Raw genomic sequence first — 12,640 nt, 5'->3', positions numbered from 1 at the left:
GGGATTTCAATGGCTTTTTATAGTCCACAAACATCAAGTATTGTTGGCGAAGAAATTACTTTAAAGGCATTCAATACTGCTGATGTGAAAGTAAAGTATCGCGACACTTCAGGCTCAAATTCATCTACACATACGATGACTGTAGATAAACTCAAAGTTGATTTGTCCTCAGGTTTTGATGAGCAGATCTTAACGGGTTCAGCTCGTTTTAAAGTTGGTAATGATACATTTTTGGACCGCTCTGGTTTGCTTTATCGAAACGTAAATCCAACCAATAACTCAGGTATTCAGTCAGGTGTCATCCAGTATGGTACTGGTGTTGTCGAAATTGATAGCTGGACGCCCAACACTGATAACACTATTCAACTGCAGTCATTAACCACAACAACGGATTTACCACCTGTCAATAAAATTGCCTTTCGTACACCAGTCATTCCGCTGCGCGTTCAATCGCTAACTGTCGTTGTTGGGACTTTGGAACATGGTCAACTCACACTGACTGCTGATGAAAATGGTGTGATTGAGACTTCACGTGCTCATGGCCAAGTGAACTGGGATAATGGTTTTGTGCAGATTTATTTCTACACCAAAACCGAAGTTACAGTTGATAATCGTGCGGCGTTAGAAGCTGAGGACTGGTACGATCCGCTTCTTGAAAATGAAGAAGCAGGCAAGACTTATATCAATGTGCCAGTATGGGTGGATGCTTCAAGTGTTCGCTATAACGCGATTGCTTACACTTATCTGCCGATTGATTCTGAGTTATTAGGTTTGTCTGCTACACGTTTGCCAATTGATGGCCGTGTGCCGATTTTTCGTGTCGGTGGTATTGGTATTGTCAGCTCAACTAAGTCGCAAGAATTACCAAGTGCGATTGCTGGCACGACGTATGATTTAAATGATCAGCGCATTGCATGGTGCGAGCTTGAAGATGCAAACGGCGTAAAAGTTGGCTATGACCTATACACCATTAATTACGATTACGGTCGCGTGACATTGGGTGGTGATTTTACGCTGCTGGGATTGGTTGAGCCATTGGTTGCCAAGTATCGTTATCAAGATATGGGGCAAATTCGTGATGTGCAGATTAATGGCCAAGTCACTTTTACCAAGCCTTTGACGCATAACTATGAGGCCGACAATACGATCGTAGGCTCTGCATTGGTCATTAATGACATGCAGGCACGTTATACCCGTAAATTCGTACAACAGACCTGGTCAAATCAATGGTTGGATGAGCCAACTGGAACTTTGATCAGTGCGAATTACAATGATGCGCTGTATCCGATTCTAGTCACGAACAAAGGTGCGATTCAAGAGCGTTGGTATATCCAGTTTACAGATGCCACGAACTTTAAATGTGTTGGTGAATACACGGGGCAAATAGCAACAGGATCAACTACTGCGGATTTTTCACCAATTAATCCTGTCACCAATGCTCCTTATTTTGTGATTAAAAAAGAAGGCTGGGGAAGCGGTTGGGCCAACGGTAACGTTCTGCGTTTTAATACAATTGCTTGTAATTTCCCTGTTTGGGTTATTCGTACTGTAAAGCAGTCAGAACCTGCTGTAATTTCTGATGCATTCCAAATCATGCTGCGCGGCGATATTGACCGCGTTGTTTAAAATTTAATTCAAATATGGCCGCTTTATGCGGTCTTTTTTATGAGTAATACAAATGGTCGCAAGTACAGATATTAAGTTTTATGTGCACACGAATAACAATGCACCACAGCTTCAGAATGCTTATGGCTCCATGATTAATGTGCTTAATGCTTGTTTGGTAGATGGTATTCAAATTGGCTCGATCTCATCATTAACAGCATCAGGAAAAACAGTTACCGCAACATTTAGTTCAGCTCACAATTTGATGCAGTATCAAGTGATTAAAATTGCTGGTGCTGCTCAAGCCGAATTTAATGGTGAACATCGCGTGCTCACTGCGCCAAATGCTCAAACAATCACATTTGAGCTTGCTGCAGTACCGAGCGTGACCGCTGCAACAGGTACGATTACAGCATCATTACCGCCGCTAGGGTGGGAAAAGCCATTTTCAAGCACTAATGCAAATGGAGGTGGAAAAGCCGCATATCGATCTAAAAATTTATTGTTAGCGAGCCGACCATTCTTAAGAGTAGTAGATGAACTAGATCCTGCTTATACAGCAACTTACGCGAAATTTGCAAAAGTAGGCATTGTAGAAGATATGTCTGATATCAATACAATGCTTGGAGCACAAGCTCCCTATGATTCGACCAATCCTGATCAAAATTGGGTGGGAAGCACTGGAGGCACAGCTGCAACAACATTTAACGGATGGGCAAAATGGTATTACGCTAAAAGTAGTGATGCACCTGTAGCGACACCCGACAGTGCAAATGCTGCTGCCGGTGTTCGCAATTATATTTTAATTGGCACTGATTCTTGGTTTTATGTACTACCCGCAACAATAACCAATAGTTTCAATAAGATGTGCTACGGATTTGGCAACTTCCAAAGTTTACTTGCTGTTGATACTGCATCAACTTTTCTATCATCTACTTATGACTACAAAAATGTCGGAGCAGCCCAATACATTGCCGATACTGTAGCTGCAACAAAGGGGAATCAAGTATCGCTTTTACTTCAGCGCAAATATGATCTATCCGCAGCACCAAACACTGCGCGTGTGTGCACCTTGGCTATTAATTCTTACGCGCAAACCACAACTGGTGCTGAATCTTCAGCTGTAAGTTATCAAGGAGTGATTCCGTTTACACCTGTTGTTATTTATGAAACTGGTTCAGTGGTTCGAGGAGTGTTGCCAAATTTACACTGGCTTTTTCAACAAAAGCCTTTTACTGATTTACAGAAATTTAGCAAGGATGGTAGCGCTTTCGTCGCAGTAACAGTTGCTTCTGCCACACTCTCCGGTCAAGTTGTATTTAATTTGGGTAAATTATGAGCACATTAATCGATATTACTCCGCTCACATTTAGATCAGCAACAAATGATGGGATTATAGAATTTTCAAATGGTTTAAAGATATCTGGAAAGGTTTTGGAAAAGAACATTCAAATCCCTTGTCGCGTTCGACTATTTGAAAAACTATCTGGGCGCTTGATTGAAGACAAAGTCACTGATCATCATGGAAATTACGAGTTCAACCAATTAACAGCTTCCAAGTTTTTTATTGTTGCTCACCATCCCATGTCTCAATTTAATGCTGTCATTCAGGATAATGTGGTGCCGAAATGAATACACCATCTAAATTAGCAAGCCTTGCAATGCTTCGAGCATTAGCGAATTACTTAGATCAAGGTAGCTCAAATGCTACCCTAATTTTTTATGATGATATTAAGCCTGCCTCAGCCAGTGAAAATGCAGATGATGCAGCAAAACTTCTCACACTTAGTTTGCCAAAACCTTGCATAAAGTCTGTGAATGAAAACAACATTGAACTCTTTGCTTCAAACGCAGGAATTGCCACAAAAACAGGCACAGCAATATGGGCGAGAGTATTTAATGGAGAGGGTTTAACAGTATTTGATGTGTCAGTGGGAACAGATATTATTTTGGACAATGCTGATCTTGTGATTGGTTCTAGCGTAAAACTTGGTGTGATTTACTTAAGCCCACAGATTTAAAATGAGGTGGTAAATGTCTGACTACACACCACCAGATGCTTTAAATGTTGTTTTGAATTTTAAACAAGAGTTAAAGCCAATTGATTATCACAATTTGGTCTTAAATTTTGGCGCAGAAGACGGCTTTAATTACGCGAACTTTGGCATTGATTTAACCTTTCAGGTCAGTGCAGTTGGCACTGTTGAACCTCCCGTTGATGTGCATGGATCAGCCAATATCCATATAGATACGTCATTTACTTTGGATGTGCTTGGCACTTTTGATATTAATCATATTGTTGGCGTGTCTTGCACATTTGATGTTGGTTATCAAAAGGCTGTCGCAAGTTTAAGCGTGGTGGAAATACCGTGGTCAAAACCAATTCTAAGAGTCTTAAATGATGCTCTTTTTTTTGATCAAACTTTAGTGGTCTCAAACAATTCAAATGCTGTATTTAATGAGGCGACATTGCTGAGTAAAGCTGTACGAATACTGCATGAGCGAGCAAGCAGTTTAAGTTCTGATGCGCAGATGGTCTGGGAGCGAGGAGAGGCGCGCTTTATTCGCCAGCGTTACATGCATGAAGTATCCATTACTCTGCGACACAACCGTGAATCAAAATGGCAGGAAATGATTCGCAGGCGCAAACAATTCACCTATTCACATGAAGTCGCTGAGCAATTCGATAAGCGCTTTTCATTCGAGTGGGACAAGGGGTTAGAGATCGTCACTAAGTCCGAATTGCCTTGGGATAAAGCCAAATCTATTCATTATCACAAGCATCCGATCCAACCATGGCCAAAGCCTGAAATACCTGAATATATGGGCGATGGAAATCTCAACTTCATTTGTTCATGCACTGAAGTAGATGCTCACAATGTTATTTTAAATTTTGGTGCGGATGATTGTATTCCAGCACTACCAAATAAAAACTGGTGGTATATCGTGAATAATTTAAGTGCCGAACGCTTAGATAATGGTGAGCCGATTAAAGTCATTAATGGCACTTATAGCTGCAGCCGAAGTACGTGGTGCTGGTCTTATTCGATTACTGTGGCGCACACGGAAAAAGAGAAGTTACAGCCAATCAATGATCACCCGGTGATTCTTAAGTTGATGATCAATGGTTTTGAACATCATGTATTGCTTGAGACCGAAACGGAAACGATTAAGTTCGCGAATAAATCTTACACCTATGATGGCCGAAGTGTTACAGCTCTCAATGCAGCGGATTACGCGGCTAAGCGATCATTCATTCAAGACAATGAGCGAACGTCTGTACAGCTCGTGCAAGCAGAAATTGATCGAGCACAATCTGGTACCGGGCTAGATTGGAAGTTGATTGATGATGTGGGGTGGATCGTACCAATTGAGAGTCTGAGCTATGCAGAATTTACACCTTTGGATGCAATAAAGCATGTTGTTGAAGCTGGTGGTGGTTTCATCTACAGCCAAAAATCAGGTAATACGCTGTCAATCCTGCCTCGTTATAAAAAGGGCTATTGGGATGCAATGACTGTTGACGACTACGATATTCTGATTCCCCAAAGTATCGTGATTCAACAAACCATTGAGCAGAACAAGGATTATATCGCTGACTACAATGCCATTAATGTCGTGAATAGTCGAAGTGGTGACAGCCTGACTGTGAAACAGCGCAATACTGCAGGTGATGTTCCTCTTGAAGCTGTGAGTGGTCCAATGTTTGATGTCGTGTCAGGTGCAAGCTTTGGCAAGATGGAGTTAATCAAAGCCAATATTCAAGAATTTCACACCTTGTCAGGTTTGCCGGTCTCTCAAGAAATTGGAGAAATGCTGCCGGGTAAAACTGTGGCATTCCACGGACAGTGGTGGGGTATAATTGATTCTGTAAGTGGTTCATTTAGTCATGGCAAAGTGACGGAATCCATCAAAGTGGAGCGCATCCATCGTGAGTAATCCTTTATTTGAACTACGTAGACTATTGAACCCGACGCATGCTGAGTTAATTGGAACAATCACTTCTGCAAGTCATCCTGAGTACCGTGTTCAAGTGGATGGGGGATCTGGACCAGTGCTTTGCACAAGTGGGACGGCCTACAACATAGGGCAACGGGTGTTCATTTCAAATCAACAAATCTTACGGCCAGCTCCATCAGGTCACCACAGTCAGATAGAAGTCTGAATCATTTAAACAATGGCACCGAAAGGTGCTTTTTTATTGCCTAAAATTAGGGGGATTCATGCAAGAGCATGAGAGAAATTTACTATTGCTCATTGTCATTGGGGCAGCGATCGGGTTTGCAAAATTGCTTGTGTCTGATGAAAGGCTGACATGGCGTCTAGCAATTGGTCGAACAATTTTAGGGTCTGCAACTTCAACAATCGCTGGAGCGGTCGTTTTACAAATACCTGATATCAATCCTTTAGCATTACTAGCCATTGCTTCTGCTGTGGGCATTTTAGGAAGTGCATTTATTGAATCATGGCTTAAATCACAAGTTACAAAGTGGAGTATCAAATGAAGTTAATCGACAACTGGAAACAGGCTTGGAAACTCAAGTCAGTACAGGTAGGCGCAGTAAGCGCCTTTTTTTATGCCTTGATTTTATTCTCAGAGCAATTTTTAAATATCTGGAATGTTATTCCACAGGAACTCAAAAACAAGATTCCTGAAAACATTGAAGAGTGGGTAGGTCTCTTTATTGGTGTGGCCACAGTGCTTGCACGTCTGAAAAAGCAGCCTGAACTACACGATGTAAATCAATTTGTGACAATTACTGCAGGGCATAGCAATAGTGATCCAGGTGCTGTAAATGACAAATACAAAGAGGCTGAGTTAGTGCGACAATTCCGAAATGCCGTAGCACATTATCTTGCAGCCGCAGGTCTGTCTTATAAAACCGATGGCGTAGGCACAATCAACCTTCCTCTTACAAATGCTATCGCATTGGCGAAAGGTGCATCGATCGCAATTGAATTCCATATGAATGCCTCTGCAAACAGTCAAGCTAATGGAATTGAAACGATTGCGCTGCCAAAAGATAAGGTGTTGGCTCAAAAATTATCTAAGGCTGTGGCTGATGTTTTTGGATCTCGGTTGCGTGGACAGGATGGTTGGATTGATCAATCACAATCAGCACGTGGACGGCTGGGTTTTATCAATGCTGGTGGCTTGATTGTGGAGCTTGGATTTATTTCAAATGCGACAGAACTTGCAGCATTTCATACAAAATATTGGTCAGCTGCGAAAGCTGTTGCTCAAGTAATTATCGAACATGAAAAAGCCCTCAAATGAGGGCTTCTTTATCTCAACCACAAAGGGCTTCAATTGCCCTCAGCTTTACGTCAGATACATATATTGTATTGTAGTAGCTCTTCTCTATTCAATAGTCAACATCCCTTCCACAGAAAAATAGTTCTGCGTCAATCGATTACGACTCATTGACCATCTACGATTTGGCAGCATACATGGTCCAATCGCAAGAATCTTATCCCCGAATTTTTCCTTTACATCTTCTAAAGTCGACTGCAGTTTTTCATCCACTTCAATGGCGTCTAAATCTGCCAACAAGTCATGAATGTAAGTTTCCTTAGGCTCAATACCAGTCAATATCACGCCGCATTTCTTGAACTCAATTCCTTCTTTATATATCTCATTAATTCGCTTCATTACCGCTTTTATCATGACTGCAGCTGAGTCAGTGGGTTCGGCAAATCCAATACTGATTGATTTTCTATAAAATGGTTTGTTTGCATCAAATTTATTAGATTCTGCTGAAACTATTACGCAACCACACAAACTATTATCTTTACGCAGTCTTTTAACAGCCGATTGTAAGAATGAACTCATAGCCTCCCTCAATGAATCCAAATCAGTTACACGTTGGCCAAACGATTTCGAGCTGATGATTTGCTTCTTGCTGGGTGGAGTTTGCTCTAATTCAATACAAGCGGTACCAGTTAATTCAAGTACAGTCCTTTTCATCACAACTGAAAATTGCTGCTCTATATATTGCGGATTTGAGAGTGCTAAATCTAAAACAGATTTAATGCCCATTGCTTCTAGCTTCTTGGAATGCTTTCTTCCCACACCCCAAACTTCAGACACTTCAATATCATTAAGTACATATTCTTTAATGCATGGATCCATTTCTACAAAATTGCAGATACCGTTGAAGTGCTTATTTTTCTTAGCCACATGGTTTGCCATTTTTGCTTCAGTCTTAGATCGACCAATTCCAACACATACTGGTAGGGCAAGCCATTTCCACAAAGTATCTTTAATATTTTGAGCAATCACATTCACATCATGATTCACGTACGATGTGAGATCAGCAAAAGTTTCATCGATAGAGTATTGTTCAACATCTTTTTCACTGACAAAGCATTTAATTGTATTTACGAAACGTCGACTCATTTCAGCATATACAGCATAATTACTAGATAGCACTTGAACGTTATGCTGCTCAACAATGTCTTTGATCTTGAATAATGGTACGCCCATTTTAATACCAAGATCTTTAGCTTCTTGAGAGCGCGCTACGGCACAACCATCATTATTAGAAAGCACGATGACAGGGCGGTTTCTAAGTTTAGGTTGGAATAAACGCTCACAACTTACATAGCAATTATTGATGTCAATGAGCGCAATAATTCTATCCTGAGCACTCATTTGAACTTCTTAATTACTGATGTCACAACACCCCAAACCTCAAAAGTTTGACCATCCATAGGGTGGATGTCTTTATAATCCGGATTTTCGGCTTTAAGCCAGCACCCTAGAGCATCTTTAATTAATCTTTTAACAGTTAATTCATTATCAACAACAGCAATGACAATATCTCGATGCTGCGGTTCACGACTACGGTCGACAATCAACTCATCATTAATGTCAATTCCTATATTAAGCATGGAAAGTGAATCAACTTTAACTATAAATGTTGCGTCTGCATTCTTAATTAGGTGCTCATTCAAGTCGACTTTTCGGTCGATATAATCTTGAGCTGGGGATGGGAAACCAGCTTGAACGCGCTCAAGTGCAAGTGGAATTTCTAGGTGTGTAATTGGGTCAATTTGACGAATATTTGAAATTTCTACTTCATTTTTAGGTTTGCTGAGAAAGTTTTTGATCTCTAAAATACGGGACTCTGGCACACGAATAACTTTAGTTGACTCTAACTTTTTTCTCCCAGAGCCAACTCTAAAGCCCCCATGTGATATGATCTCAGACATAATAAACTTGATATTTGTTACAGATATCAAGATTCTAATAATTGCTTAATTAGAATTCAAATTTATAAAATTTAGTAAAATCAATAAGAAGTCAAAATAAGTCGCGCTGAGATTTGTTTTCAGATAAACGGTTTTTCGGAAAAGCTATAAACTCGTTTGGCATTTCAAAGAAAAATTCATGCGCTTCTTCAAAGTTAGTATTCAGCCAATCTTCTCTATATTCCTCAGGAATCACAATGATGCTGCGCTTTTCATCATGTGGAGCATGAAACTGTTTCATGAAAGGATGCTTATCTGCATTGATCGTGAGCATGCTCATTGAGCGAACTTGCTCACCATCGATCATTGCACTTTCATATATTGCGGCCACAGTAAAAGGCATACCATCTTCTCGTGCTATGCCGTACCAGTGGGGTTTTCCATCAATATATTTCGGCTCGTATATTGTTTCGACAGGAATTAAAGCAAATTGGTTTCTATGCCAAGCATTTTTAAAACTCGGTTTTTCTGCGACGGTTTCAGTTCTGGCGTTATAAGTATGGCGACCATATTTTAATTCTTTGGCCCACTTCGGGATCATTCCAAATTTTGCCGCGCGCCACTCAATATTGCCCTTGTTTGAGAAGACCAAAGGTGAGTTATAAGTAGGGAAGATCTCATCAGGGAATTCAAGTTGAGTTGGCTCTGGTAGGCTTAATAGAAAAGCCCAGTCACGCTTTATCGCTTCAAAGTTTGAGCACATAGACTTCTCCTTTCATTTTAATTATCATCCTTGCACAAATAATAACCCAAAAGAATAAAAAATGATTTCAAAGCAATTCAAATTAATGAGTTCTGCATTGGCAGTGTTAGGTGTGGCTGCATTTATCTATTTCCAATATCAAATGCGTCCTGAAGTACTTGGGGGATATAAAGAAGGAACTGAGCAGTATTTTGGATATCGCTATGCACGTGATAATCAACTTAAATCTGCTGATCAATGTGACGATGAAAAAGATGATCTTGAGATGAATGTGAATGCAGAATTTATAGAGGGATGCATCGGGTATTTTAGAAATAAATGAAAACAAATATTCTTTAATAGTAGTATTCAATTAAAAAGCCCTCAAATGAGGGCTTTTTATTTTTTCTTCATGACGATCATGTGTTGCTACCACTTCATTAGTAATACTTAGATTATATAATTTCAAAGTATTAAATTAGTACTTTTTGCTTATACTTAATCAGAGCAGATAATTAAATGTGTACAAGATTGTGTACATAAAAACTTATTTTAGAGTATTTTTTATAAATAAATATTTTATATTAATGGTTTATTAAGCTATCCATCCATATCGAAAATGATCGTCGGCTTTTCTGAGTAATTTGGCATATAAAGGTATTCTATGTTTAAAACAACAACAGCACCGCAAGACCCACTGATTTTGCAGTTGGTTCCCATTGTGACACAAGCTTGCGAAATTTTGCGAGAAGAATATCAGCGTTATTGCTCAGGTGCGGATTTTGATGTGGAACGTAAAAGTGATGATTCACCTGTAACGCAAGCTGACTATCGTGCAAATAGCTATATTACCCAAGCATTATCTAAAGTTTCTAGCTTGCCTGTATTGTCAGAGGAAGGTGACAAGTCTGAACGTATGCAATGGCAAAAATTTTGGCTGCTTGATCCTTTGGATGGTACCAAAGAGTTTTTACATAAAAGACCTGAATTTACCATTAATCTGAGTATGGTTGATGGCGCCAATACCACCTTTGCCATATTGGCGATCCCGGGGGAATATAGCGTATATATTTGCCCCTTAGAGGGACTACCGCTGAAATATGATAGCCAGTCAACTGCATGGTATGAGTATGTTGAAGCCTCTGTAGAGAATGTCGTACACATTGGTTTGAGTCAAAGTGCCAAAAATAAGCCGATTTATACGGACTATCTAGACGCTTTAGAAAAACTTAGTCCTTATCAGGCATACCATGCTGGTAGTGCATATAAGTTTTGTATGATGTTAGAAGATCGAGTGGATATTTACCCGCGTTTTCATCCTACCTGTGAATGGGATACTAGTGCTGGACAATGTTTAATCGAGCGTATTGGTGGTGGATTGATTGATTTTAAAGGTCGCGCATTTCTATATAACCAACGCACGACTTTATTAAATGGTGGATTTATTGCATTTAAAAATGCCGAAATGAAAGAATTGGCCTTAAATGCTTTGGCAAACATGCCTGACAAAACTTGAGCTAAATTGGGTTCATGCTATAGTGTCTGCACACTCCGTTAAATCTCCTGCATATAAGAACTGTCAATTATGGCCCTAGATTTGCTCCCTCCTAGTATGCTGAAAGCAATAGATTTATTGCCGGATGAAAAGACGCCTGTAACATTGTTTACGCGTCATTCCATTCGTGAAGTTGTACAAGGACAAGGCTTGGCCGGTTATGACTTGCAACTGACGCATCAAGGACGTGATTTAGCCGAAGCGTGGGGCAGCTATTTGGTTGAAAATACCGACCGTGTTATTCAGCACTGTATTTCGAGTCCAATTCAGCGCTGTGTGGATACGGCAGCATTGATGATTCAAGGTGCAGATAACGTCACGATTGAGCCAAATACCCACCATATCGAGATCATTGAACAAGGATTATTGGTCGAGCCGGGAAGTTTTGTGCTCGATATTAAAAAAGCAGGACCATACTTTCAAAAGCAAGGTGCTTTAGGCTTTATCAATAGTTTTGTGAATAATGCTTTGCCGGGTATGAAACAGCCCATTCATGGGGTGGTAGATGTTTTGGAGTTGATTTACAACACTCATCCAACCAATGATTATGGTCTGAGTCTAGCGGTGAGTCATGATACGATTTTGGCTGCAATTCTTGCCATTATTTCAGGTAAAAATATCGTGACACGCGAAGATTGGCCTAAAATGATGGAAGGTTTATTTGTTTGGTTTGAAGGAGATGTATTCCTTGAGTCAAAACTGAAATGGATTTGGCGTGGTGAACTAAATGAATTAAATATTCGTGAATTTCAGCAAGCTGAACAGCAACTTTAAGAAATTTTGCTAATAATAAAAAATTTATAAAAGGCATCCATGTGCGGATGCCTTTTTTATCTGTTTCAGTATTTCATTAAATAAAAGATTAAATATTGGCTTTAATTCGTGCAGGGTACTGATTTAAATCAATACTTGAACCATCGTCACTATAAGGCCAGCGGCTAGTATTAACTGGGAGGTGCTGTTGGTGGATTCGACTGTATTTGTCTGCAGCAATCAATGTCGCAATGTCATGATCCTTAATGCTATACGCTTGTACGATTTCAACTGGATATTGTGTGCGTTCAAAAAATTCAGCTTCTGTTTCCCCTTGATGCAGTGCAAAAATACGTTCTACAGCTGGTAAGTACACGCCATATGCTAACCATGAATCTACGCCTTGAGAGGCTTGAATCTCAGCGGTCGATTTCATATTTGAAATGACTTTACCTAAAATGTCTTTTTCACCTTTCGATGTAAAATATTCAATATATTGATTTTCTGCTTCTGCAAATTTTTCTAATGATGGCAAAAATTGGTTAATCGACATTTTTATCCCTCTTTTCATTTGTACAGCAATGGCTGCCTAGGATGAAAATTAAAATACCATAAAAAATATATGGGATTAAACCATTTCTTAAATTTTTTATTTACAAACTTTCTAAAAATATCCAGACAATTTCTGTCGGGAGTATACGATTGTATTAACAGGTCTACATCTTAATTTTAGTTGAAAAGTGAAGTACCTGTCACATTAATAATGATTCTACCAATAGAAAATATTTAGA

At 39.7% G+C, this 12,640-nt stretch carries 14 protein-coding genes; 10 read left to right on the top strand and 4 right to left on the bottom strand.

What is annotated here, in order from left to right:
- Positions 1–9: 9 nt before the first annotated feature.
- From M5F03_RS02340 to M5F03_RS02305, 7 genes are all read left to right on the top strand, one after another.
- Complete coding sequence (locus tag M5F03_RS02340) at positions 10–1,626, top strand: hypothetical protein (RefSeq protein ID WP_249706313.1); 1,617 nt, start codon at positions 10–12, stop codon at positions 1,624–1,626.
- Positions 1,627–1,678: 52 nt separating this feature from the next.
- The gene (locus M5F03_RS02335; RefSeq protein WP_249706311.1) at positions 1,679–2,944 is read left to right on the top strand and encodes a hypothetical protein; all 1,266 of its coding nucleotides are present in this window, start codon (positions 1,679–1,681) and stop codon (positions 2,942–2,944) included.
- Positions 2,941–3,237 (top strand): carboxypeptidase regulatory-like domain-containing protein, encoded by a 297-nt coding sequence (locus tag M5F03_RS02330; protein ID WP_249706308.1) that lies wholly within the window; start codon positions 2,941–2,943, stop codon positions 3,235–3,237. Before M5F03_RS02335 ends, M5F03_RS02330 begins: the two co-directional genes overlap by 4 nt.
- Positions 3,234–3,626 (top strand): hypothetical protein, encoded by a 393-nt coding sequence (locus M5F03_RS02325; protein ID WP_249706306.1) that lies wholly within the window; start codon positions 3,234–3,236, stop codon positions 3,624–3,626. Before M5F03_RS02330 ends, M5F03_RS02325 begins: the two co-directional genes overlap by 4 nt.
- A 13-nt stretch (positions 3,627–3,639) precedes the next feature.
- Positions 3,640–5,544, top strand: a complete 1,905-nt coding sequence (locus M5F03_RS02320) for a hypothetical protein (protein ID WP_249706304.1) — start codon at positions 3,640–3,642, stop codon at positions 5,542–5,544.
- A 284-nt stretch (positions 5,545–5,828) separates the two neighbouring features.
- Positions 5,829–6,110, top strand: a complete 282-nt coding sequence (locus M5F03_RS02310; RefSeq protein ID WP_180172421.1) for a phage holin family protein — start codon at positions 5,829–5,831, stop codon at positions 6,108–6,110.
- The gene (locus M5F03_RS02305) at positions 6,107–6,883 is read left to right on the top strand and encodes an N-acetylmuramoyl-L-alanine amidase (protein WP_249706300.1); all 777 of its coding nucleotides are present in this window, start codon (positions 6,107–6,109) and stop codon (positions 6,881–6,883) included. The genes M5F03_RS02310 and M5F03_RS02305 overlap by 4 nt, the downstream gene beginning before the upstream one ends.
- A gap of 84 nt (positions 6,884–6,967) precedes the next feature.
- On the opposite strand, the gene M5F03_RS02300 is transcribed toward M5F03_RS02305, so the two are convergent.
- The 3 genes from M5F03_RS02300 to M5F03_RS02290 all read right to left on the bottom strand — a co-directional run bounded on the left by M5F03_RS02300 (position 6,968) and on the right by M5F03_RS02290 (position 9,562).
- Positions 6,968–8,260, bottom strand: coding sequence for a Y-family DNA polymerase (locus M5F03_RS02300; RefSeq protein ID WP_249706298.1), 1,293 nt, complete (start codon positions 8,258–8,260; stop codon positions 6,968–6,970).
- Complete coding sequence (locus M5F03_RS02295) at positions 8,257–8,820, bottom strand: LexA family protein (RefSeq protein ID WP_180172424.1); 564 nt, start codon at positions 8,818–8,820, stop codon at positions 8,257–8,259. Before M5F03_RS02295 ends, M5F03_RS02300 begins: the two co-directional genes overlap by 4 nt.
- A gap of 91 nt (positions 8,821–8,911) precedes the next feature.
- The gene (locus M5F03_RS02290) at positions 8,912–9,562 is read right to left on the bottom strand and encodes an SOS response-associated peptidase family protein (protein WP_249706297.1); all 651 of its coding nucleotides are present in this window, start codon (positions 9,560–9,562) and stop codon (positions 8,912–8,914) included.
- Positions 9,563–9,647: 85 nt separating this feature from the next.
- Between M5F03_RS02290 and M5F03_RS02285 the strand changes: the two genes are divergently transcribed.
- From M5F03_RS02285 to M5F03_RS02275, 3 genes are all read left to right on the top strand, one after another.
- Positions 9,648–9,884, top strand: a complete 237-nt coding sequence (locus M5F03_RS02285) for a hypothetical protein (RefSeq protein ID WP_249706295.1) — start codon at positions 9,648–9,650, stop codon at positions 9,882–9,884.
- A gap of 321 nt (positions 9,885–10,205) precedes the next feature.
- Positions 10,206–11,057, top strand: a complete 852-nt coding sequence (locus M5F03_RS02280; RefSeq protein WP_249706293.1) for a 3'(2'),5'-bisphosphate nucleotidase CysQ family protein — start codon at positions 10,206–10,208, stop codon at positions 11,055–11,057.
- Positions 11,058–11,126: 69 nt separating this feature from the next.
- Positions 11,127–11,870, top strand: a complete 744-nt coding sequence (locus M5F03_RS02275) for a histidine phosphatase family protein (protein WP_078188709.1) — start codon at positions 11,127–11,129, stop codon at positions 11,868–11,870.
- Positions 11,871–11,958: 88 nt separating this feature from the next.
- Here the strand turns inward: M5F03_RS02275 and M5F03_RS02270 are convergent, their stop codons facing one another.
- Positions 11,959–12,402, bottom strand: coding sequence for a hypothetical protein (locus M5F03_RS02270; protein ID WP_180066534.1), 444 nt, complete (start codon positions 12,400–12,402; stop codon positions 11,959–11,961).
- Positions 12,403–12,640 lie beyond the last annotated feature (238 nt).

The sequence above is a fragment of the Acinetobacter amyesii genome (assembly GCF_023499985.1).
Classification (GTDB): domain Bacteria; phylum Pseudomonadota; class Gammaproteobacteria; order Pseudomonadales; family Moraxellaceae; genus Acinetobacter; species Acinetobacter amyesii.
Note: the sequence above shows the minus strand (reverse complement) of the source record. Positions and strands in the feature narration are given on the sequence as shown.

Coding starts and splice junctions, on each gene's coding strand:
- M5F03_RS02340 (WP_249706313.1), top strand. CDS start 10: ATGGCTTTTTATAGTCCACAAACATCAAGTATTGTTGGCGAAGAAATT.
- M5F03_RS02335 (WP_249706311.1), top strand. CDS start 1,679: ATGGTCGCAAGTACAGATATTAAGTTTTATGTGCACACGAATAACAAT.
- M5F03_RS02330 (WP_249706308.1), top strand. CDS start 2,941: ATGAGCACATTAATCGATATTACTCCGCTCACATTTAGATCAGCAACA.
- M5F03_RS02325 (WP_249706306.1), top strand. CDS start 3,234: ATGAATACACCATCTAAATTAGCAAGCCTTGCAATGCTTCGAGCATTA.
- M5F03_RS02320 (WP_249706304.1), top strand. CDS start 3,640: ATGTCTGACTACACACCACCAGATGCTTTAAATGTTGTTTTGAATTTT.
- M5F03_RS02310 (WP_180172421.1), top strand. CDS start 5,829: ATGCAAGAGCATGAGAGAAATTTACTATTGCTCATTGTCATTGGGGCA.
- M5F03_RS02305 (WP_249706300.1), top strand. CDS start 6,107: ATGAAGTTAATCGACAACTGGAAACAGGCTTGGAAACTCAAGTCAGTA.
- M5F03_RS02300 (WP_249706298.1), bottom strand. CDS start 8,260: ATGAGTGCTCAGGATAGAATTATTGCGCTCATTGACATCAATAATTGC.
- M5F03_RS02295 (WP_180172424.1), bottom strand. CDS start 8,820: ATGTCTGAGATCATATCACATGGGGGCTTTAGAGTTGGCTCTGGGAGA.
- M5F03_RS02290 (WP_249706297.1), bottom strand. CDS start 9,562: ATGTGCTCAAACTTTGAAGCGATAAAGCGTGACTGGGCTTTTCTATTA.
- M5F03_RS02285 (WP_249706295.1), top strand. CDS start 9,648: ATGAGTTCTGCATTGGCAGTGTTAGGTGTGGCTGCATTTATCTATTTC.
- M5F03_RS02280 (WP_249706293.1), top strand. CDS start 10,206: ATGTTTAAAACAACAACAGCACCGCAAGACCCACTGATTTTGCAGTTG.
- M5F03_RS02275 (WP_078188709.1), top strand. CDS start 11,127: ATGGCCCTAGATTTGCTCCCTCCTAGTATGCTGAAAGCAATAGATTTA.
- M5F03_RS02270 (WP_180066534.1), bottom strand. CDS start 12,402: ATGTCGATTAACCAATTTTTGCCATCATTAGAAAAATTTGCAGAAGCA.